This is a genomic window from Yeosuana marina (genome assembly GCF_011762485.1).
GTDB lineage: Bacteria > Bacteroidota > Bacteroidia > Flavobacteriales > Flavobacteriaceae > Yeosuana > Yeosuana marina.
On record NZ_JAAKGI010000039.1, the window covers coordinates 40,419 to 63,860 of the forward strand.

The window sequence follows — 23,442 nt, forward strand, 5'->3', positions numbered from 1 at the left end:
CTCTGAAATGACTAATCGGTTCGACATTTTTTCTGTTAGCTCTACTTGTAGAACCTTCAGCCTTTGTGGTTGGAGGTTTTTATCATTTAATCTTCTGCTCAAGGCGGGACTTGAATCTTTAAAATTATTTGATTTTGATAAATGGAGTGATTTATAAAACTTAAGAATAAAAGTTATTTTAGTTATGACCGAACCTAATTTTGTGTTAATAGAAAAATTATATTGCAAATGCATTTTATAAAAATGTCATAAGTTATTGCTTATTGTAAATACCATAAGTAAAAATCAAATTTTAATTTAAAAATCTTTAATTTAGAAATCTGCACAAAAATAAGAAATGATTAAGATTCGTAAATTTTATTTTTTAAAGTTGTTTATTCTAATAAACTTTCTTTTTGGATGTTCAAATAATTCAGAAATCAAAAAATATACTATTGGGTTTTCTCAAACAGGTTTTAATGACGAATGGAGAAAATCAATGAATGAGGCAATGGAAATCCAAATTGGGTTTTATCCTAATGTTAATCTTCAAATATTAGATAGCAAAGATGACATTGATAAACAAATAAAGGATATTGAGCAACTCATTTCAGAGAAAGTAGATATACTAATAGTATCGCCCATAAAATCAAAACCTATAACACCAATTGTTGAAAAAGCGTTTAAAAAAGGCATTCCCGTTTTGGTTGTAGACAGAAAAATAGATGGCGATAATTATAGGGCTTATTTGGGTGGGGATAATTATCAAGTAGGTAATAATGCGGCTAATTATTTGGCTGCATTAACAAGAAATCCTAAAAGTATTATAGAAATTAAAGGTCTTAAAGGTTCTTCACCCGCTTTAGAGCGTAGCTCAGGTTTTAATGATATTATTGATACAACTCCTAATTTAAAAGTTGTTAAAACTATTGAGGGGAATTGGGAGAGTTATTCAATTAAAGATAATTTACGTCATGTACTTGACAGCTTAAAAGATATTGACTATATATTTGCACATAATGATAGAATGGCTTTGGGAGCCTATGAAGTAACGAAAGAAAAGAAGCTTGAAAATAAAGTTAAAATTATAGGTGTAGATGGTTTAAATGGTCCAAATGGAGGCATCCAATTAGTTAAAGAAAAAAAGTTGTTAGCGACTATTTTATACCCAACAGGTGGTGATGAAGCCATCAGATTAGCTTTGAAAATATTAAATGGTGAGCCTGTTGCTAAAAACAATATATTAAGCACTATTGTAATAGATTCTCGTAATGCTGATATTATGAGCAATCAATTTGATAAAATCAATCAGCATCAACATGACATTGAGCGCCAACAGGAAAAAATAAAACAACAGGAAAAAACATATACTACACAAAACAACGCTTTAAAACTACTTTTAGGCTTATTGATATTAAGTGTTCTTTTAATAGCCTATAGTATTTATTCAGGATACAACATTAGAAAGAAAAAGCGCGAACTAGAGTTACGAAACAAAAAGATTACTATCCAGCGAAACCAAATTAAAAAAATAGCCGAAGAAGTTAAAATAAGTAATGATGCCAAGGTTAACTTTTTTACAGGACTATCACATGAATTTAAAACACCCATAACACTCATTTTGTCATCAATAGAATCTTTAAAAGAAAATAAGGTAATACGTGATAATAAGTTATTGAATGAGATAAATTTGATTTTTAATAACTCAAAACGATTGTTGCGATTAATAAATCAACTATTGGATTTTAGAAAAATTGAAGACCGTAAATTTAATTTAAAGGCATCGAAAACCAATTTATCTAAATTTTCAAAAAAAATTTTCAAGGATTTCGAACGTGAAGCTCAAAAACGAAATATTAAATTTTCTATTAAAACAAATAATGAAGATTTATCTATTTATTTGGACAGAAACTTAATGGATAAGGTGTATTTTAATTTACTTTCAAATGCCTTTAAATTTACCCCCAATAATGGTACAATAAGTATTGAAATCATTGATGACCTCAACACCAATTTTGTTAAAATACATTTCAAGGATTCAGGAATTGGAATACCAAAGCAAGAGTTACAGAAAGTGTTTAAGGCTTTTTTTCAAGGATCTAATAATAATAAAACCAGTTCTGGTATAGGGTTGCACCTTTCAAAAGAGTTTGTTGAGTTGCATAAAGGAAGTATTGATGTTATTTCAAAGCACGGAGCCGAATTTATCATTACCCTTTACAAAGACAATGTCCATTTGAATTCTGATGAAATTATTTTTGAACCTGACATTATTGATGAATCTATTACAGACTTAAATATAGAAGATTATGAAGATGACTCCTTTAGTGAGAAACCTTTGTTACAAGGTGAAGAGCGCTATTCTATATTGATAATTGAGGATAATTTAGATTTGATAAAATACTTAAAAGGCAAGTTCTCTTCGGATTATGTTGTATATGTTTCTGATGGTAGTGACGGAATTGAAAAGGCTTTGGAGTTCATTCCAGATATCATTATCTGTGATGTTAATTTGCCAGGTAAAAGCGGTTTTGAAATTTGTAAAACCTTAAAAGCTGATCTGAGAACGTCTCATATTCCAAATATTATACTTACCGCACTAAACAATAAAGAATCATATATCAAGGGATTGGAATCTGGTACAGATCTTTACTTAACTAAACCTTTTAGTTTTGCAATTCTCTCGCAATCTGTTAAAACTTTATTATACAATAGAGAGAAGTTACGGTATTATTACATCAATAATGTACATACTATAGATGCTCCAGAGCGTTTTGGAACATTTGAACAGGATTTCATTTCAAATGTTAATGAGCTAATTACTGAAAATTTAGACAATTCCAGATTTTCAGTTGAACAGCTGGCCAGTAGTTTAGATATTTCAAGAATTCAACTTTATAGAAAGATAAAGGCCATACTTGGTGTTAACATTAGTGATTACATTCAAAATATACGATTGGAAAAAGCCAAAATTCTACTTCAAGAATCGTCATTAACCATATCAGAAATAGCTTATTCCACTGGATTTTCTTCTCCTAATTATTTTTCCACAAGTTTTAAAAACAAGTACAATAAGTCGCCTAAGGCGTATAGGGAGGAATAAACTAAAAACAACATGGTTTTATCTTGATAATTCAATAATTTATGAATTGTTTTTTTAAGTATTTGTTTTTATTAAACACATTGAATTTTTAATTTAATAAATGTTTATCATATTTTTTGTGAATTCAATATCTCCTTAATTCGTTTTATCGTAACAATTTTGAATAGACAAGTAACAATTTTGAAACTTAAAATATGATTTTAAAATCATAGTAACTTTAATGTATTGATTTTGAGTTGATTAAATAAATATTAAAAAATCATTAACAGATTCATAACATATTGTTACAAATCTAAACCTCAATAATTCGCTTTCCTTGTAATTTGCCAATAACTAAACTAAACTAGAATGAACAAAAAAATATTGATATGGTCAATTACAGCCGCATTAGCAGGTTTTTTATTTGGATTTGATACTGTAGTCATATCAGGAGCAGAAAAAAAATTACAACTCTTATGGCACTCCTCAGATATGTTCCATGGAGTTGTGGTCATTGGAATGGCACTTTGGGGAACTGTAGTGGGAGCTTTTTTTGGTGGCATTCCAACAAATAAAATTGGTAGAAAAAACACATTGATTTGGATTGGTGTTCTATATACCATATCTGCCGTGGGATCAGGCTTGGCCAATGACCCATGGACATTTGCTGTGTTTAGATTTATAGGAGGACTTGGTGTAGGAGCTTCAACCATTGCAGCTCCGGCCTATATATCTGAAATAGCACCAGCAAAGGATAGAGGTAAGTTAGTAGGACTTTACCAATTTAATATCGTTTTTGGAATACTGATAGCATTTCTTTCAAATTATTTGTTAAATAATGTAGGAGAGAATGATTGGCGTTGGATGATTGGCGTTGAAGCTTTTCCAGCTGCTTTGTATACCGTATTTGCTTTAACGGTACCAAAAAGCCCAAGATGGCTGCTTACTAAATTCAGAAATGCTGAAGCCAGAAAAGTGCTTCAAATAATAAGTCCAGATCAAGATCCTGAAAAATTAATGCTCGAGATTAAGGATGAAATGGAAAACACAGTTCCTCATGAAAATATATTCCTTAAGAAATACCGGTTTCCATTAATACTGGCTTTTTTGATAGCATTTTTCAACCAGTTGTCAGGTATAAATGCGTTTTTATATTATGCTCCTAGAATATTAACGGAAGCAGGGTTAGCCGAAAGTTCGGCACTTTTAAGTAGCATTGGCGTAGGGGTTACCAATTTATTGTTTACATTTTTGGGCATCTTTTTAATTGATAGGTTAGGAAGAAGACAATTAATGTACATCTGCTCCTTTGGTTACATTATATCGTTATCCTTAGTGTCCATGGCGTTTTTTCTTCATTGGGAAGGCGGTTTTATACCGGTATTTTTGTTCATGTTCATTGCATCGCACGCCATTGGGCAAGGTACCGTTATTTGGGTGTTTATTTCCGAGATTTTCCCAAATCATTTAAGAGGTTCGGGGCAATCTTTTGGAAGTTCGGTGCATTGGGTTTTGGCTGCGGTAGTGCCATCGTTGGTGCCCGTGCTGTTTGGAACCATTGGAGCGGGCTTCGTATTTTTAATCTTTGCGGTGATGATGGTCTTCCAACTCTTGTTCGTCATCTTTATGATGCCAGAAACCAAGGGTGTTCCGCTTGAGGAGTTAAGTAAAAAGCTAATTAAATAAGATGAATAAAATGAAAACCTTAATCAAATCCAATCTAGTTGTAATGCTTATGGTTGTGTCCTTTCTTTTAGGATGCAAAGGTAAAGCACAAAAGAATCAAAATGTTGATAAAGCAGACCAGGTAACTTATTCTGAGGAAGAACTATACCGTCCAAACTTTCATTTTACTCCAAAAAAAGCTTGGATGAATGACCCAAACGGGATGTTTTACAAAAATGGGTACTATCATTTATATTTTCAGCATTATCCAGATGGGAACACCTGGGGTCCTATGCATTGGGGGCATGCCATAAGTACAGATATGGTAACATGGAAAGAAATGCCCATAGCCATATACCCCGATGAAAAAGGATATATCTTTTCAGGAAGTTCGGTTGTAGATGTTAATAATAGTTCAGGGTTTTCCAAAAATGGTATTGAGCCTATAATAGCCATGTTTACTTATCATGATATGGATGGTGAAAAATCTGGTAATATAAATTACCAATCTCAAGCCATTGCATATTCTTTAGATGAAGGACAAACGTTTACTAAATATTCTGAAAATCCCGTAATTAAGAATCCAGGAATAAAAGATTTTAGAGACCCAAAAATGGTTTGGGACTCCATACACGAAAAATGGCTAATGGTATTGGCCGCTGGACAAAAAATCATGTTTTATAGCTCTTCAAATTTAAAAGATTGGAAACTAGAATCGGATTTTGGCGATGGTGTTGGAGGTCATGGCGGTGTTTGGGAATGTCCAGATTTATTTCCAATGAAAGTTCAAGGAACAGATGAAGTTAAATGGGTATTACTTGTTAGTATTAATCCTGGTGGCCCCAATGGTGGTTCTGCAACGCAATATTTTATTGGTGATTTTGACGGTAAAAAATTTACAATTGATGCTTCTTTTGAAAATGACCTAAATAAATCTGAGTATAAATCCATATGGATTGATTATGGCAAGGATAATTATGCGGGTGTAACCTGGTCCAATATCCCAGATAGCGATGGCAGAAAATTATTTATAGGATGGATGTCAAATTGGGAATATGCCAATGTAGTGCCTACTGAAACATGGAGAAGTGCTATGACAGTAGCAAGACAAATTGAACTTCAAAAAGTAAATGCTAGTTATAGGTTATTATTTCAACCTGTAAGAGAATTAACTAATTATAGAAGCACCAAATTTAAAAAGGAATCAATAGCAATAAAAGGAGACACAAAAATTATTGATTCAAAAGCAATCGATTTATCAAGTACAGAAATCAATTTTAAAATTTCGAACTTAAAAAACAGTGGTTTCTCCTTCAAACTTACAAATAAACAAGGAGACACCTTAGCTTTTGGATATAACCACAGTAATAAAAACTTTTTTGTAGATAGAAGAAAATCTGGTAAAACAGCATTTTCAGAAAAGTTTTCAGATCGTGTTTCAATGGCTAACAGAATATCAATAAATCCAGATTTTATAGGTACCATCATTCTTGATAAAACATCTATAGAACTGTTTTTTGATAATGGCGAAACCGTCATGACAGAAATATTTTTTCCGAACTCACCATTCGACAAACTAAGTATTGAACCTAAAGACCAAGAATTTATTCTTGGCAACATTGAAATCCACAAACTAAATTTTAACTAAATTAATTTATTATGAAATTAAAACAACTTTTATTTCTGCCCGTATTTGCTTTTATAAGCGTTTGGGCACAAGCACAGGTTAGAGGTACTGTTACCTCTCAAGAGGATGGCATGCCTTTGCCCGGTGTGTCTGTAATTGTATCGGGTACAACCCAGGGTGCCGCAACAGATTTTGACGGTAATTATGTACTGGAAAATGTTGATAAAAATGCAACATTGGTTTTTAGCTATGTAGGCTTTAAAACTCAACAAATACAAATAAGTGGACGTTCTGTGATAGACGTGGTATTGGAAATAGATGCAGCTGAACTAGATGCGGTTGTAGTAACAGGTTATGGTAAAGAACGTAAAGTAGATATTACTGGCGCTATAACAGTAGTAGATTTAGCTCCTGTTGAAGGGCAAAGTTTAAGCTCGGGTAATGCCATGCAAGCACTTCAAGGTCGAGTACCTGGTTTGTTTGTTGAAAAATCTGGAGACCCAACAGGATTAAATAGCAGAATACTTATTCGTGGCGTTACTACACTAGGTAATAACGATCCATTGTATGTTATAGATGGTGTTCCTACAAAACGTCAGGAAGTTTTTGCAAGTCTAAATCCAAACGCTATTGAGTCTATTCAAATACTAAAAGATGCATCTGCTTCCTCTCTTTATGGTTCAAGAGCTGCAAATGGTGTTATAGTAGTAACAACAAAAACAGGTTCAAAAGGCGAAAGAGTAACAGTAAGTATCAACTCCAACGTATCTGTTCAATCTGAGAAAAAACAGCGTTATACTATGTTAAATGCGCAACAACGTGGTCAAGCATTATGGCAAGCATCTGTTAATGATGGTGCAGATCCTAATGGGGGATATGGAGAAATTTACAATTTCGATTGGAATGGCGATTTTAGTAATCCTGTTCTTAATAATGTTACCGTTAAGCCATTTGTTGGAGGAGACCCTAACGTGCCTGTTGGAGATACAGATTGGCAAAATGAAACTTATGAAACAGGTTATGTATTTAATAACGAAGTAACAGTTGCAGCAAGCAGTGAAAAATCATCTTTACTAATTAATATGGGGTATTTAAAAAATACGGGCATGCTTAAAAATACCAATTATGATAGGTATACATCTAAGATTAATGGTTCAACTAAGTTATTTAATGATAAACTTAAGTTTGGTGTAAACACTCAATTTTCAACATCTGATGAGACACTAGCAGCTAATGACGTTGGTAATGCTCCAACTCCAGGTTTAGCGATTACTTTGGCGCCAACAATTCCTGTTTACGATGCCAACGGAAATTTTGCAGGGCCATTAGGGGCTGGGTACTCAGACCGTAACAACCCTGTGTTAATGCAGTATTTAAATAGATGGGATAATGCCGTAAAAAATAATTTCTTTGGTAGTGTTTATGCCGAATTACAAATAATAGATAATTTAACATTCCGATCTACTTTGGGTATTGATTTTAGTGATTTTAAAAAGAAAAATATTGAACCAAAAGTAAATAACGGATTTATTACCAGAGGCAATAATAGACTTATTTATGATACCAATAAATTATCATCGCTCGTTTTTTCTAATGTTTTAAATTATAATTTAGAACTTGGGGAAAGTAAATTTGGAGTTATTTTAGGAGTTGAATCGGTTAACGAGAATTTTGACACATTATTTGCCCAAGCAGATGATTTTGCTGTAGAATCTGAATCATATTTTGTATTAAATGCTGCTACTGGGGCTCGAACTAGTAATGGTATTTCTACTGCATATAGTTTGCTTTCACAATTTGGAAAATTGAATTATTCTTATGCCGATAAATATTTGGCAACGTTCACATTACGTAGAGATGGTTCTTCACGTTTTGGAAAAAATAACAGATATGGTATTTTTCCAGCAGGTACAGTTGGATGGAAAATTTCAAATGAGGATTTCTTCCCAAAAACAGATGCTATTTCAGATTTAAAACTTCGTGTTGGATATGGTGAAGTAGGTAACCAAGAAATTGGTAATGTAGCTCGTTTCGGATTATATGAGTCAAGATATGGACAAAATCAAGCACAACTTTCAGGAGGATTTTTCGAAATTTATCAAAACGTTGGTACTGCTTATGACATTAATGGTAATGACACGGGTACTTTACCATCTGGATTTGTTTCTACACAAGCTGAAAATCCAGACTTAAAATGGGAAACAACTAAAGAATATAACTATGGTGTTGATTTTAGTTTATTCAATAATGCTATTAATGGCTCGTTCGATTATTTTACCAGAAAAACGAGTGATATTTTAACTACACCACCAATTCCATCTGTATTAGGAGAAGGGCAGCAACGTGTCTTAAATGGTGCTTCTACCGCAACAAAAGGTTGGGAATTAGCTTTAAGTTATTCTAAATCTTATGATAATGATTTTAGTTTTACCGTTTCTACAAATTTTGGAGCCTTTAAAGATAAAATCACTTATTTACCAGCAGATGTTCTTGCAGGATACCCTGGTACAGCAGATAATTCTATATTAGGCCATTCAGTATTTTCAATATTTGGTTATAAAACAGATGGATTATTTCAAAGTCAGGCTGAAGTGGATGCGCATCCAAACGGTGGGGTGCAAACAAGTAATGCCAGACCAGGAGGCATAAAGTTTGTTGACCTAAATAATGATGGAAAGATTGATGGTAATGATAGAGATTTTATTGGAACTACAGTACCTGATCTTGAATATGGTATTAGAATAGATTTAAACTACAAAAACTTTGACTTTTCATTGTTTGGTTCAGGAGTTGCAGGTAGAATAGGAATCGATCCATATATTTTCTATAATAATTTCGTACAAGGTCGTGATAATGCAGCCCCAGGTGTTTTAAATGCATGGACACCAACAAATACGAATACTGATATTCCTTCATTATCATTAGTAAATAATATTGGTGGAGACAATGACTATGTTTACAGAAATAATTCCTATTTTAAATTACGAACCATGCAATTAGGATATTCTTTTCCTGAAAGCTCTATAAGTAAATTGGCTGGAATGACAGGGTTACGTGTTTACTGTCAAGGAGAAAATTTATTTTGGTTTACACCTAAAGGCTATATAGGTTCAGATCCAGAGCGTATAGATATAAATAGAATTCCAGTACCTACAACATTATCTGTTGGATTAAATATTAATTTTTAAAATAAAAAAATCATGAAAAAAAATATAAAGATAATTAGCTGTTTACTTGCAACAATAGTATTGTCTGCATGCAGCAAAGATTTTTTAGAATACGAACCAGAGGGTGTACTCTCTAGTGAAAATGTTGCAACGGCTGATAATGCAGAGGCATTAGTTATAGCTGCTTATGCTGCAATTGGTAACGATGATATGATTGGGCCTATAACCTCTCAATGGGTTTACGGTAGCGTGCGTTCTGATGACGCTTATAAAGGCGGAGGAGGTCGTGGCGATGTTGATGTTATAGATAAATATGAGCAATACAACCTTACCGTAGCAGATATGGGTGACTGGATGACACCAAGAACGTGGACACTTTATTATAGAGCCATTTCAAGAGCTAATTTTGCCTTATCTGTAATTAATGAAATTCCAGATGCAGACTATCCAAATAAAACTTTAAGACAAGCTGAACTAAGGTTTTTAAGAGCACACTGTCATTTTATGTTAAAACTGATTTTCAATAAAATACCTTATATAACGGAAGATATGACAGCTGAAGAAAAAGCATCAACTTCCAATGATATTGTTAATGATGAATTATGGAATAAAATCGCAGACGATTTTTTATTTGCTTATAACAATTTACCACAAGCTCAAGACCAAGTTGGTAGAGCCGATAAAAATGCAGCTGCTGCTTATTTAGCAAAATTGCGTTTATATCAAGCCTATGAGCAAAATGACACACATCAAGTGACTAATATCAACACTTCAAGATTACAAGAAGTTATAGATTATGCCAATGATGTCACTGGATCCCTAGAGCCTGACTATGGCAATAATTTTTTAGACGGATATGACAATGGCCCAGAATCTATATGGGCAGTACAATTTTCTATAAATGATGGGACAACAGTTGGTAGATTAAGCTATGTTACGGGGTTAAACTCTCCTCATGGGACTGGGCTTTATGGATGTTGTGGATTCCATTTAGCAAGTCAGAATATGGTAAATGCTTTTAAAACCGATGCTTCAGGATTACCATTATTAGATACTTTTAATAATACAGATATTTTCAACGTCATTGATGGTAATGGTGAAGCGCCATTGGCTTCAGGAGTTACATTAGATCCTAGGATTGATCATACAGTAGGAATTCCGGGAAGACCATTTAAATATAAGAACACAGTGAATACTCCTGGTGATATGATTTATAATTTTAGCTGGGCAAGAGATCCTGGTGTGTATGGGTACTTTGGAAACATGAAAGAACAACAATCACCAGATTGTTCATGCTATGTAAAAGAAGGCCCCTTTGTAGGAACTTCTAAAAATATTGACTTTATACGTTATGCCGATGTATTATTGTTTAAAGCAGAAGCATTAATTCAATTAAATCAAGTAGATGCAGGTGTAACCATTATTAATCAAATTAGAACACGTGCTGCCGCAAGTACTCAAAGACAAATAGCTGCCGGAGCTTCAAACGTTTATAATGTAGGTATGTACCCAATGGGAATGACTAAAGCTAATGCTTGGAAGGCTTTAATGTTTGAAAGACGTTTAGAATTTGGTATGGAAGGGCCTAGATTCTTTGATTTAGTAAGATGGGGAATCGCAGAGCCAGTACTTAATGGCTATTTAGCTGTTGAAAAAACAAGAAGAGATTTTCTTGCTAATGCCCAATTTACAGCTGGTAGAGATGAGTATTACCCAATACCACAAAGAGAAATTGATTTCACAGGTGGACTATATGACCAAAACCCTGGATATTAATTTTATAATAAAGTAGTTTGATTTTTTGAGTTAGTTTTTTAAATTCCAGAAGAAATGATTAATTTTATTTCTTCTGGAATATTTTTAAAAATAAGTTAGTAATCTTATATTCTTGGTAAAGTTTTCAAGAGTATTTATTCGATTTATAAATTTATTACCTACCTCAAATACTACTATCTGCATAATCATTTAATTAAACATATATTATGAAAATCGAATTTAATAAAATGATAATTTTATTTTTTGTCATTTCTTATTGTAGCGCACAAACTATAATTCCTATAGAAACCAAAGATTTTGCAATGGTTTTTAAAACGGATAGCCAAAACCGGTTATGGAATATTTACTTTGGAAAAAAATTAAGTGATAATTTAGACTATCAACATATTAATGAGCAATATTATTTTCCTAGTTCAAATGCGGGAATGTATAATGCTGCATATACGCCATCGGGTACTTGGAATTTATCTGAACCAGCCTTACAAGTAAAACATTTTGATGGAAATTTATCGACCGAATTACATTTTGTTAATGTTGAGACTCAAATAAATAATGAAGAAACCATTACAAAAATTAAATTAAACGATCCGGTTTATAAATTAACGGTGGTTTTAAATTATAAAGTATGGTCAAACTTGAATGTGGTAGAACAATGGACTGAAATTACCAATAATGAGGATGGTACAATTGAGCTAAACAAGTACGCTTCAGCAAATTTATACTTTACTAATAAAGATTTTTATTTAACACATTTTCAGGGTGAGTACTTAAAAGAAATGCAACCTGTAGAAGAAAAACTTACTCAAGGAATAAAAACCATTGAAACTAAGTTGGGTACTCGTGCCATGCTATTAGGTACTCCTAATTTTATTGTTTCATTTGAAAATCCTCAAAACGAAGATGATGGTTTGGTTTTACTTGGTCAACTGGCTTGGAGTGGCAACTATAAAATAGATTTTGAAATAGATTCATATAAAAACTTAAGATTAATAGCAGGAATTAATCCATATGAATCTAATTATTCCTTAAAAAAGGATGAAACTTTTAAAACCCCATCTCTTATTTATTCAATATCTAATAAAGGAACAGGTTTAGCATCCAGACAATTACAATCTTGGGCAAAAAAATACAGGGTTTTAGATGGGGAAGGAGATAGATTAACCCTTTTGAACAATTGGGAAGCTACTTATTTTGATTTTAATGAAAGTAAACTTTCTAAATTAGTTAAAGACACAAAAGATTTAGGGCTAGATTTATTTTTACTTGATGATGGTTGGTTCGGAAATAGATATCCTAGAAATAATGATGATGCAGGATTGGGAGATTGGCAAGAAAATAGAAAAAAGTTACCAAATGGATTGGGTTACTTGGTTAAAGAAGCTAAAAAAAATAAGGTGAAATTTGGAATTTGGATTGAACCAGAAATGGCTAATCCAGAAAGTGAATTGTTTAAAAATCACCCTGATTGGATTATTAAGCAACCAGAACGTCCTGAAAAGTTATATCGCAACCAGATGGTATTGGATGTTACTAATCCAGAAGTACAAGATTTTATATATGATGTTGTCGATAACCTGTTTACTCAAAATTCTGAAATAGCTTTTATAAAGTGGGATTGTAATGCGGTAATTTACAATGCTTACTCTGCCTACCAGCAGCAAAAAGGAATCTCACAAACACATCTTTATGTGGATTATGTATTGGGATTATATAAAGTGCTAAAAAGAATTAGAGAAAAATATCCTAAAGTTCCCATGATGCTGTGTTCTGGTGGTGGCGGTAGAGCTGATTATGAGTTTTTAAAATATTTTACCGAGTTTTGGCCAAGTGATGATACCGACCCGATAGAACGTATTTTTTTGCAATGGAATTATTCCTATTTTTTTCCTGCAATAACAATGGATTGTCATGTAACCAATTGGGGAAATCAACCCATTAAATTTAAGGTTGATGTTGCAAGTATGGGGAAATTAGGGTTTGATGTAGATGTGAGCCACATGAGTGTGAAAGATTTGGAATTCACGAAACTTGCAATTAAAAATTACAACGGTTTTAAAAATATAGTGCTTCATGGTGAGCAATATCGTTTGTCTAGTCCGTATAAAAATTCGTTTGCATCTTTAATATATGTCGATAATAATCAATCTCAGGCTGTTATGTTTAGTTATCTTAGTTCTAATAGGTTTATAGAAAGAATTACTAAACGACCAATTAAACTGAAAGGTTTGGATGCTAATAGAAAATACAGGGTTAAAGAAATAAATCTATATCCAGGGGTAAAATCTACATTAAATGAATTGGTTGTTTATTCTGGCGATTTTTTAATGACATTAGGTGTTAATCCTGAAGTAGACACCAAAAGAACTAGTGTATTATTATTGATTGAAGAAGTAAATTGAAATATTTTTTTAATAACTTGTTGAATATTAAAAGAAAAATATATGCCTAAAATAACATGTTTTGGAGAAGTGTTGTGGGATGTGTTCCCTACACATAAAAAAATAGGTGGAGCACCTTTAAATGTTGCAAACAGGCTACAGGCTTTAGGTAATGATGTCACTATGATTAGTGCCATTGGAGAAGGTGAAAACGGTACTAAATTGCTTAATTATATTAAGGATGTTGGTATTGATCCTAGTTGTATTCAAGTACACAATGAATTTAAAACGGGCAAAGTAAAAGTGATGCTGAACGATAAAGGCTCAGCGTCATATGATATAAAATACCCAAGAGCTTGGGACAAAATTAGATTGACAGAAATAAACAAAAAGGCCGTAAAAAACTCGGATGCTTTTGTTTTTGGTAGTCTTGCCGCAAGAGATGAAAGTTCAAGAAATACGTTATACAAACTTATAGAACTTGCTAAATACAAAATTTTCGATTTAAATCTTAGACCACCTTATTATACTAAAGAGCTTTTGATTCAATTAATGAATAAAGCTGATTTTATTAAGTTTAATGATGACGAGTTGTATGAAGTTAGTGGGTATTTAGATTCTAAATACCGTTCCATGGAACAGAATATTAGGTTTATTTCTAAAAAAACAAATACCAAACACATTTGCGTTACAAAAGGACATCATGGAGCGGTTTTACTATATGAGGACAAATTTTATTATAATAGTGGTTATCTTATTAAAGTGATTGATACCGTTGGCGCAGGTGATTCATTTTTAGGTTCTTTGATAAGTCAATTACTAAATAAAGTGAATCCACAAGAAGCTGTTGATTTTGCGTGTGCAGTTGGTGCCATGGTAGCTCAAAGTGAAGGGGCCAACCCCGTTTTGTTAAAATCTGATATTGATACGTTTATTAACCCTTATTAAATTTAAATACAAAAGAAAAAGACGATTGTCTATATATTACTGTTGACAATACCACATGATTTTTTCTGTAAAAATATCCCATACGAAAACGGGACTATGATACACAAACGTTGATTATAAGCTGCTAAAAACAAAAAGGATGACTAAAAAATTTTTAATTTTAGATTTAGACAATACAATTTATCCTGTCTCTTCAATTGGACATGAATTATTCAAACCTTTATTTCAGTTGATTGAAAAAAACGGAGAATTTTCAGGAGAAATTGAATCGATAAAAAAAGCTATCATGCGTAAACCTTTTCAAAAAGTTGCAGAAGAATATAGTTTTAGTGAAAAATTATTAAAAGATGGTTTAAAAATGCTCAAAAACACGATTTGCTCTATGAAAATGAGCACGTTTGAAGACTACGAAGAAATTAGAAAAATGCCTGTTGAAAAGATTTTAGTGACTACTGGATTTACTAAAATGCAACGAAGCAAGGTAAAACAGTTAAATATTAAGAAAGATTTTAAAGAAATTCATATAGTTGACCCACAAATTTCGCAAAAAACTAAACGAGATGTTTTTAGAGATATTTTAGAACGACTTGATTTAAAAACCGAGGATATTCTAGTTATTGGTGACGATCCAAATTCAGAAATTAAAGCAGCAAATGAGTTAGGAATTGACACTATTTTATATGACAAATTGAATTTCAATCCTAAAAGTCAAAATATTAGAATAACAAATTTTAAAGAATTACAAAAAATACTAAGCGATGGCTATAAGTAATACATGTTAAAGCGCTAATATGAAAGTAATTTTTAAAATCTTGGATAACACATAACCGAGACCTTTTTACATAATTAACGCAGAGTAAAGAAACAGCTAAAAACATATAAAGGAATAATGAATTCAAAAGCAAAATCCTTAAACTATGTCTTGTTATGTTTCCTACTGGGGTCATTGACACCTATCTTTTCGAAATTGGGGCAGGAGGGATTTGAATCTTTAAAATTGTTTGATTTTGATATTTAAACTAATTAGTAAGAATTATAATATTGAATAAAATTTCTCTAATTCTGATATTAAAAGGTTCGACATTTTTTCTGTTCGCTCTACAAGTAGAACCTTCAGCCTTTTTGGTTGGAGGTTTTTTTTAATTAATTATTACGGTTTATAATATTATAGAATTAGAATTGCCTCATTAATTTAAGAGGAAATTGATAAGTTTTACATTTCTTTCTAGAAAAGGAAGATGGAACAGGAGAAGTTGTTTAGAAGATATTTTGCTAACAATAATGATGATATCGGTATTAGTATAAATTACTATTTTTTAATTAAAATATTTTTCCAATAAGTTTAATAATGAATCTTTTTTTATAGGCTTGGAAATGTAATCATTGCAGCCAGATTTTAAAGCTTTCTCTCTATCTTTTGCGAGACCGAAAGCAGTCTGAGAAATAATGACAATGTCTTTGTTAAATTTTCTAATTTCTTTAGCAGCTTCATATCCATTGATTTTAGGCATTTTAATGTCCATGAGAATCAAGTCAATGTCTGGATTATTTTTACAAGTCTCAATAGCCTCAAAGCCGTCATTTGCAAATAAAATTTCTTTACTGTACCTATTAACTAATTCAGAAATTAATAATTTTGAATTTTCGTCATCATCAGCTATTAATATTTTTAAATCTCTAATTCGTTCTTTTTCTAAATTGGTAAGGATACTATTTTGAACATTATTTTCTTCGCTATGTTTTGTATTATGAGGAATTGTAAAATAAAATGTTGAGCCTATACCTTCTTCGCTTTCTAACCAAATTTTTCCACCAAGCATTTCTACGTAAGATTTTGTAATAGCCAAGCCTAATCCTGCTCCTTGAAAAGCTCTCGAATCTTCAATATCAGCTTGAATAAAACGTTCAAATATCGCCATCTGCCTATTTTTTGGAATGCCAACGCCTGAATCTTTTACGAAAAATTCAATGAATTCTCCATTTAATTTACATCCTAATTCTATTGAGCCTTGGTCTGTAAACTTAATAGCATTCTTAACAAGATTGGTCAATATAGCAAATACCTTTTCACGGTCGGTTTGAACAATAGCCTTTGTTTCTGGCAAGCTGTTTTTGATGACCAATTGGATACCTTTAGTTTCTGATTCAGGTTTAAAGAAAGTATATATATATTCTAGTTGTTTATTAATATTAGAGTCTTTAGTAACAAATTTCATTTGTCCAGATTCAATTTTAGAAATATCGATAATATCGTTAATGATATTAAGCATCCTCTCGCCACTTTTCTTTATAATATTTATATATTGCTTTTGTTGTTCTCCAGTTAGTTTTGGCTCTTTTAATAATTCAGCAAAACCTAAAATGCCATTCATAGGTGTGCGAATCTCGTGACTCATATTTGCCAAAAATGCCGATTTTAAACGATCGCTTTCTTCCGCTTTTTCCTTAGCAATTATCAAATCTTCTGTAGCTTGTTTTTTTTCGGTGATATCGTTGAAATTTAAAACAAAACCTTTTATTATTTCGTTGTCTAACAAATTTGTAAACGTTGTTTTTATCCAACGATATTCACCATCTTTTTTTCTAAAACGATATTTTGCAGTTGCTTTTTGTTCGGGATTACTCACAATTGTGTCAAATGCTTTATAAACAATGTCCAGATCATCAGGATGCGTAAATTCATGTCCAAAATGGCCAATTATTTCATTTTCTGAATACCCAAAATGGCGGAACGCATTTGGACTTGCATAAATTAACCTACCATCTATGTCATTAATTGCAACGCCATCAGGAGCATTTTCTAATAAAAATTTAAATCGCTTTTTACTCTCCGCTTCTTTTTCTTTGGCTATTTTTAAAGTTTGCTCATCTATTTTTTTCTGTATGACAAGTCCTGCTTGTTTTACAAATACTTCAATAAAGTTGCCATCTGAAATAACCTGTTCGTTGAAAGTAAAGAAATGAATGACCGCTAATAATTCATCATCTTTATTTATACCAATGGTATAAATTTTATGCAGACTAATTAATTTTTCAATGGAATTTGCAGCGAATGCAGGAAGTTCTGAGGCCGAAAATTCGGCCAAACCACCATCAAATTCTATAAAATTACCAGATTTGAAAAAATCATTGTGAATCTCGGTGAGTTTGTACGTTCTGCCAACGGGGTTAAATCCTAAAACTTTAATAGCTTTCTTTAAAAGGCTGTTGTTTAAACCCGAAATATTTTCAAGCCTCGACTCATGGTTAGATTCGTCAACAGAGCTAGTAAGGATAATAGTATTTGGATAATGTTTCTGTAAATTTTCGGCAATAAACTTATAAATACTCTCTATATCTGGCAGCAAAAGCATTTCAGAAGTTAAACGATTAAGGAGTTTGAATTTTTCTTCCTTTTCTTCTGCTTTTTCTTTGGCTTTGTGTAGTTCAATTTCAGCTAATTTACGTGAAGTAATGTTACTGCCGAAACATGAGCCTCCAATAACTTTTCCATTTTTTATAATGGGATTAAATACAACTTCAATATATAATGTTCCGTTTTCGGTTGGAACGGCATCTTCTATTTTATATTGCTCGTTATTTAAAACCCTGTCGTATCTTGGTATCCAAAAGGGTTGCAATGGTTTTGGAAGTGCTTCTACTAGATTCATTCCGGGTTTAAGGAGAACATCAAAGGATTTAAAAAACTCTTGTTGAAATGTGTTATTAATATATAATAGCTCGTAGTTATGATTAAATGCCCAAATACTATCACTAGTGCCCTCAATTATGGCCGTAATATTTGCTTTACTTTCTTCGGCTTTTTCTTTGGCTTTGATTAATTCGAATTCAATTTTCTTGGGTTCAGAGATATCGACAATTATCCCTCTTAGACCGATACTTTTGCCGTCTTTGTTAATTGGAGTTGAATAAATTAAAACAGGAAATGTGGAACCATCTTTCCTAACCAACTTATATTGATTAGTTACATTTTTTTGATCGCCATTTAATTTACGGGATATGTTTTCTATTGCTTTTTGTTTGCTTTCAGGAGTAAAAAAATCAAGTGGACTTTTATCTAATATTGAATAATCTTTAGGATATCCAAGTAAATTAAAAGCATTTTCATTCACATACGTTAAATTCCCATTTAAATCGGATTCGAAAATTATCTGAGGCATCAAATTAGCTGTTTCCTTAAATTTTTCTTCGCTTTCTTTTAAGGCATCTTCCGCTTTCTTGCGTTCTGTGATGTCTGTATGAAAGGCGATAAACTGGTTATCTGTAAGAGGGACAGCATCTATTCTTGCAATAATAATTGTTCCATCCTTTTTCTTTAATTTAATTTCATTACTTAATTTTCCTTCGTTCTTTAACTTTTTAAAGCTATCGATATTCTTTTCATTAGCTAAAACATCAGGAATTGAAAGTTTTAATAATTCATTTCGTGTATATCCAAGCAATTCTGCTGCTCCCAGATTAGCATCAATGTATTCGCCTTTATCATTTGCAATAAAAATTCCAAATGGTGCATGCTCAATATACGTTCTGTGTTTTATTTCAGAATCCTGAAGAGCTTTTTCAGCATTATATCGTCTCAGTGAAACCGATATTAAGTGGGCATAAGACTCGAGCAGCTCGATTGATGGAGAAGTCTGCCCCTTTTTAAAGCCAAGCATGGTAGTGCCGTATAACTCACCTTCTATAACATGTGCTATAGGATACAAACGGTCGATACCGGTTGTTATACGTATTGCCTTGTCAATAAGTTTAGGAATGGCACCAAATGTAACTTCGGTAAACGTATTGTATGTTCCAACCAGGCTTTTTATAATCAATGCATAGGTCTCATCATCAACTGGTGATGCAGTTTTGGCTATTTTGTTTCCTACAGTTTTCAGCACGGTTTTTAAAACACCATGTTCTGCTTCAATATGGAGAAGTTGTAATTCTTTTTTGTTGGGTAAATACAAGCTAAAAGTTGCCAGATTAGCTCCTGTATAATCTTTTACAGCCTTAAGTAAAACCTTAGTAAATTCACCAACGGTAGATTTATCCGCCGAAGGAATGGCCATTGAATTTATAAATTTTAAAATTGAACTCTGTTGATTGACTATATCTTCGGCTGATTGTAATTCCTTAATGATATTATTAGATTTGATTAAATCCTGCTCGAGTTTCGCAATTTTCGATACTAATTCATCCTTATTTAATTTATCATACCTCATAATAAGTTAATTTAAGGTTAGAAACATTAACATTGTTTTCTTGTGAAGGATAAGATAAAATTCGATTTTGAGAATTTTTGAACAGACAGTAATGACGCGCAGTATCTACTAATAATTGCTGTATTATTTTTTGCAGAAATGTCATCTTTTTCTAGTTGGAGCTAACAATTGAATATAGACAACTGTCCATATTTAGCTGATAGTTACCCAAATATAGGTTATGGATTAAATTTATTTTATGATAAAAGTCACTTAATATGATGATTTTCTTTTTCTTATAAAAACTAATCATTGCAGCGTGCCTTGAGAATTAAAATTTTTAGCCAAGCTTAGGCAGCAAAGTTATTCAAGGTAGCATTTGAATCTATAAAAATTATTTGATTGTGATATTTAAACGAATTAATTACATTTTAAATAAAATGGATACAATTTCTTGATAAAATCAAACTGTTCGAACAAAAAAAATGTTGTGCTGGCTATGATTTAACAAAGCTTTGGGATGTTTGTTTTTCATTCCGAAATCTAAAGACAGGAAAGTTAAAAGTATGACTCTATTTTATGGTGATGCCTAAAATAACCCAAGAGAAGGTTTATTATGAACGCTGGTTTAATATTTTTTAATAAAAATCTATTAATTTATTTTGTTATGAACGTAAGTTCATTATCTTTATGCAAAATTTTAATTATGGATAGTTCAGTACTTTTAAAATACGTCTTTTTAATACCTTTATTATTGTTTGTTGATTATCTCCTTATGATTCTGTTTGGTTGCGCAACATGGTTTCTTGGATGTGGTAACGATTTCTATTGTGGCACCTACTGTCTGGTAGGAAAAATAGTTTTAGGAACAACAGCAGTTCTTATTATATTTCTTATTTTCACAGATATAAAATCAGTACTTAAAAAGTTATAAATGCCACGTCCTAAAAAAAAGAGAAAAGTTAATAATCCACCCAAAATGCTGGGTTTTAAACCCTTTGGTATTGCATTCTGTGAAACCGAAAATATCATGATGCAATACGATGAATATGAAACGGTTAAACTAGTTATCTATGATGATATGCCGCAAGATGAAGCAGCTGATAAGATGGAGGTTTCAAGACCAACGCTTACCAGGATTTACAATAGCGCCTTAAAAAAAATAGCACAAGCGTTTGTGGAAGGTAAATCTATTATGATTAAAGGTGGGAATTTCGAATTTGAAGATGATTGGTATAAATGTAAAAAATGTTTCAAATTAATTATGGGAATTGAAAATCACACGAAATGTGGAGATTGTCCTTCTTATAACGATGATGAATTAGTGAATCTAAATAAGTAATTGAACAGTTTTTTGAATGGAGGCGGAATTAAAAAAACATCAAAATAATATTGTAAGATTTAATTTGTATAATCATGAAAAAAATAGCAGTTCCAATAACAAGTAACAATACAATTGAGGAACATTTTGGGCATTCTCAGTTTTATGAAATCTATACATTTTCTAGTACAAATGAAATTTTGGACTTACAATTATTAACCTCAAAAAAAGGTTGTGCTTTTAAAACGAATCTTGTTAATCTTTTAGCAATTAGAGGGGTTTCATTTATGTTATCTGATAACATTGGAGATAAGGCAGTTAATAAATTAAATAGTGCTGGTATTGATGTGGTACGAGGGTGTTCTGGTGATTCTGCAGATGTTATTTTGCAGTTTATTGAAGGTAAAATTTCAGATAATGGTATAAGTTGTTCGCAGCATAACCAAAACCACAATAACGAGTATGATCATGGATGTATTCATTAGTCTAAATTCATGAGATGAGCATTTCTAACAGCTATATGTTTGGGTTTTATGTCATGAATTTAATCATAAAATTAGAAAATAAAGATAAAATAACATTTATTGTTTCTATTCTATTGGTATCAGAGTATTTAAAGCGCTTATTAATAAAGTTTAATCATTTTTAGTGGTCTCGCGTTAAATAGAAAGTAAAATTTTAAATAATGAAGAATAGAGATATTGATATCCTACCTGGAGAAAGAGTTAAACTTCCAACTAAATATGGTCATTTTGAACTGATTCCCTTTCAAGAAAAATCTAGTGGTCTTGAGCATATGGCACTTATTAAAGGAGATTTTACATCTAATGATATAGTTCTAACACGAATTCACTCTGCATGTGCCACAGGAGATTTATTTGGATCATTAAAATGTGATTGTGGAGAACAATTAATTCAAGCTATGAAAATGATTGAGTATAACGGAAATGGAGTAATTGTTTATTTGCAGCAAGAAGGAAGAGGAATAGGTCTTATGAATAAGATAAAGGCTTACAAACTGCAAGAGGAAGGTATGGATACTATAGAGGCAAATGTGCATTTAGGTTTTGCTTCAGATGAGAGAGAATATCAAATAGGAGCAGGAATTCTTAGTTTTTTAGGTATAAATAAAGTGAAGTTACTGACTAATAATCCAGACAAAATTCTAGGATTGGAAGAGCATAACATACAGGTTGTTAAACGTATTCCGCTTATTATACAATCAAACCCATTCAATAAACACTATTTAGATACTAAGGAAATCCGAATGGGACACCAGCTTAGTGAAGAGAAATCAAAAATTTGAGGCTATGATAACAGACATATTTGAATTAAGGCCTCGTTACGGAGAGGTTGACCAAATGGGATATGTGTATCATGCCAATTACCTTACCTATTGTCATCAAGCTCGTAACGAATTGTTACGTAAAATGAACATAGATGAGATTAATCTTGAAAAGAACAACATAATATTACCCGTAATTTCTTTTGAAATTAATTACAAGAAGCCTGCTCATTACGATGAGCTTATTACAATAAAAACAACAATTAGAGAACAACCAAAAGTTAGGTTTAGTTTTGAATTTGAAATAAGAAATCAAGAAAAAATGCTTTTAAGTGAGGCTAAATCGACTGTTGTTTTTGCAGATAGTGAGTCACGTTTGCCAATGAGCACTCCTCATTTTATTGAAGATATACTTAAAGATAAGTTTAAAAGTGATATTTCATGTGGTGCCGAAGGCTCTTCTTCTCCTAGTGTTCGTGAAAATTTTAATACCGGACCATTAAAATTAGGTACTATTTAAATTTTTTAAAATGGAATCTAAACAAATAATCATAAACACAATTGGTATAATTCACACACCGTTTAACAGTATTAAAGGAATGCCCATTCAACCTTTTGCCGCAGAGGGAGTTAAAGGTCATATTGAGATATTTCCAGAATACACAGAAGGTCTAACCGATTTAGAAGGATTTTCGCATATTACGCTAGTGTATCATTTGCATGAAATAAATGGCTACGACTTAATGGTAAAACCTTTCATGGATAATAAAGAACATGGTATATTTGCTACAAAATCACCTAAAAGACCAAATGCAATAGGAATTTCTACGGTTAAAATTTTAGAAATTAAACATAATGTTATTCATATTGAAATGGCCGATATGTTAAATGGAACACCCTTGATTGATATAAAACCGTTTTTCTCAAAGTTTGACAATAGAACAGACACTAAATCTGGATGGTTAGATAATCAAGGAGATATTCCTATTACAAAACTTCGTTCTGATGAACGTTTTAAATTATAATAC

15 protein-coding genes are annotated in these 23,442 nt (G+C 31.8%); 14 read left to right on the forward strand and 1 reads right to left on the reverse strand.

Annotation, left to right across the window (positions count from 1 at the left end):
• The first annotated feature begins 337 nt into the window (after nt 1-337).
• From G5V56_RS17105 to G5V56_RS17140, 8 genes are all read left to right on the forward strand, one after another.
• Nucleotides 338-3,082 carry a substrate-binding domain-containing protein gene (locus tag G5V56_RS17105; protein ID WP_166967399.1) on the forward strand — a complete coding sequence of 915 codons (2,745 nt, stop codon included), beginning with the start codon at nt 338-340 and terminating at the stop codon, nt 3,080-3,082.
• A gap of 348 nt (nt 3,083-3,430) precedes the next feature.
• Nucleotides 3,431-4,747 carry a sugar porter family MFS transporter gene (locus G5V56_RS17110; RefSeq protein WP_166967401.1) on the forward strand — a complete coding sequence of 439 codons (1,317 nt, stop codon included), beginning with the start codon at nt 3,431-3,433 and terminating at the stop codon, nt 4,745-4,747.
• A gap of 10 nt (nt 4,748-4,757) precedes the next feature.
• Nucleotides 4,758-6,374 carry a glycoside hydrolase family 32 protein gene (locus tag G5V56_RS17115; protein WP_166967403.1) on the forward strand — a complete coding sequence of 539 codons (1,617 nt, stop codon included), beginning with the start codon at nt 4,758-4,760 and terminating at the stop codon, nt 6,372-6,374.
• Between the two features lie 11 nt (nt 6,375-6,385).
• Nucleotides 6,386-9,541 (forward strand): SusC/RagA family TonB-linked outer membrane protein, encoded by a 3,156-nt coding sequence (locus tag G5V56_RS17120; protein WP_166967405.1) that lies wholly within the window; start codon nt 6,386-6,388, stop codon nt 9,539-9,541.
• Between the two features lie 12 nt (nt 9,542-9,553).
• A complete protein-coding gene (locus tag G5V56_RS17125) occupies nt 9,554-11,296 on the forward strand; it encodes a RagB/SusD family nutrient uptake outer membrane protein (protein ID WP_166967407.1) in 1,743 nt (580 codons plus the stop codon).
• Between the two features lie 206 nt (nt 11,297-11,502).
• Nucleotides 11,503-13,695, forward strand: a complete 2,193-nt coding sequence (locus G5V56_RS17130; RefSeq protein WP_166967409.1) for an alpha-galactosidase — start codon at nt 11,503-11,505, stop codon at nt 13,693-13,695.
• Between the two features lie 42 nt (nt 13,696-13,737).
• Complete coding sequence (locus tag G5V56_RS17135; protein ID WP_166967411.1) at nt 13,738-14,622, forward strand: carbohydrate kinase family protein; 885 nt, start codon at nt 13,738-13,740, stop codon at nt 14,620-14,622.
• A gap of 139 nt (nt 14,623-14,761) precedes the next feature.
• On the forward strand, nt 14,762-15,394 hold the full coding sequence (locus G5V56_RS17140; protein WP_166967413.1) for an HAD family hydrolase: 633 nt from the start codon (nt 14,762-14,764) through the stop codon (nt 15,392-15,394).
• 544 nt (nt 15,395-15,938) lie between these two features.
• On the opposite strand, the gene G5V56_RS17145 is transcribed toward G5V56_RS17140, so the two are convergent.
• Nucleotides 15,939-19,829 (reverse strand): PAS domain-containing hybrid sensor histidine kinase/response regulator, encoded by a 3,891-nt coding sequence (locus G5V56_RS17145; protein WP_166967415.1) that lies wholly within the window; start codon nt 19,827-19,829, stop codon nt 15,939-15,941.
• Nucleotides 19,830-20,514: 685 nt separating this feature from the next.
• Between G5V56_RS17145 and G5V56_RS17150 the strand changes: the two genes are divergently transcribed.
• The 6 genes from G5V56_RS17150 to tsaA all read left to right on the forward strand — a co-directional run bounded on the left by G5V56_RS17150 (nt 20,515) and on the right by tsaA (nt 23,439).
• Nucleotides 20,515-20,742 (forward strand): hypothetical protein, encoded by a 228-nt coding sequence (locus G5V56_RS17150; protein WP_166967417.1) that lies wholly within the window; start codon nt 20,515-20,517, stop codon nt 20,740-20,742.
• Nucleotides 20,743-21,150 carry a DUF134 domain-containing protein gene (locus G5V56_RS17155; protein WP_166967419.1) on the forward strand — a complete coding sequence of 136 codons (408 nt, stop codon included), beginning with the start codon at nt 20,743-20,745 and terminating at the stop codon, nt 21,148-21,150.
• Between the two features lie 74 nt (nt 21,151-21,224).
• The gene (locus G5V56_RS17160) at nt 21,225-21,614 is read left to right on the forward strand and encodes a NifB/NifX family molybdenum-iron cluster-binding protein (RefSeq protein ID WP_166967421.1); all 390 of its coding nucleotides are present in this window, start codon (nt 21,225-21,227) and stop codon (nt 21,612-21,614) included.
• Nucleotides 21,615-21,814: 200 nt separating this feature from the next.
• Nucleotides 21,815-22,435, forward strand: coding sequence for a GTP cyclohydrolase II (gene ribA / locus G5V56_RS17165; RefSeq protein ID WP_166967423.1), 621 nt, complete (start codon nt 21,815-21,817; stop codon nt 22,433-22,435).
• Nucleotides 22,436-22,439: 4 nt separating this feature from the next.
• A complete protein-coding gene (locus G5V56_RS17170) occupies nt 22,440-22,934 on the forward strand; it encodes an acyl-CoA thioesterase (RefSeq protein ID WP_166967425.1) in 495 nt (164 codons plus the stop codon).
• A 10-nt stretch (nt 22,935-22,944) separates the two neighbouring features.
• Entirely contained in the window at nt 22,945-23,439 is a 495-nt protein-coding gene (tsaA, locus tag G5V56_RS17175; protein ID WP_166967427.1) for a tRNA (N6-threonylcarbamoyladenosine(37)-N6)-methyltransferase TrmO, read from the forward strand.
• The last annotated feature ends 3 nt before the right edge of the window (nt 23,440-23,442 follow it).

Coding starts and splice junctions, on each gene's coding strand:
- G5V56_RS17135 (WP_166967411.1), top strand. CDS start 13,738: ATGCCTAAAATAACATGTTTTGGAGAAGTGTTGTGGGATGTGTTCCCT.
- G5V56_RS17125 (WP_166967407.1), top strand. CDS start 9,554: ATGAAAAAAAATATAAAGATAATTAGCTGTTTACTTGCAACAATAGTA.
- G5V56_RS17120 (WP_166967405.1), top strand. CDS start 6,386: ATGAAATTAAAACAACTTTTATTTCTGCCCGTATTTGCTTTTATAAGC.
- G5V56_RS17110 (WP_166967401.1), top strand. CDS start 3,431: ATGAACAAAAAAATATTGATATGGTCAATTACAGCCGCATTAGCAGGT.
- G5V56_RS17150 (WP_166967417.1), top strand. CDS start 20,515: ATGGATAGTTCAGTACTTTTAAAATACGTCTTTTTAATACCTTTATTA.
- G5V56_RS17115 (WP_166967403.1), top strand. CDS start 4,758: ATGAAAACCTTAATCAAATCCAATCTAGTTGTAATGCTTATGGTTGTG.
- G5V56_RS17160 (WP_166967421.1), top strand. CDS start 21,225: ATGAAAAAAATAGCAGTTCCAATAACAAGTAACAATACAATTGAGGAA.
- G5V56_RS17170 (WP_166967425.1), top strand. CDS start 22,440: ATGATAACAGACATATTTGAATTAAGGCCTCGTTACGGAGAGGTTGAC.
- G5V56_RS17105 (WP_166967399.1), top strand. CDS start 338: ATGATTAAGATTCGTAAATTTTATTTTTTAAAGTTGTTTATTCTAATA.
- G5V56_RS17155 (WP_166967419.1), top strand. CDS start 20,743: ATGCCACGTCCTAAAAAAAAGAGAAAAGTTAATAATCCACCCAAAATG.
- ribA (WP_166967423.1), top strand. CDS start 21,815: ATGAAGAATAGAGATATTGATATCCTACCTGGAGAAAGAGTTAAACTT.
- G5V56_RS17130 (WP_166967409.1), top strand. CDS start 11,503: ATGAAAATCGAATTTAATAAAATGATAATTTTATTTTTTGTCATTTCT.
- G5V56_RS17140 (WP_166967413.1), top strand. CDS start 14,762: ATGACTAAAAAATTTTTAATTTTAGATTTAGACAATACAATTTATCCT.
- tsaA (WP_166967427.1), top strand. CDS start 22,945: ATGGAATCTAAACAAATAATCATAAACACAATTGGTATAATTCACACA.
- G5V56_RS17145 (WP_166967415.1), bottom strand. CDS start 19,829: ATGAGGTATGATAAATTAAATAAGGATGAATTAGTATCGAAAATTGCG.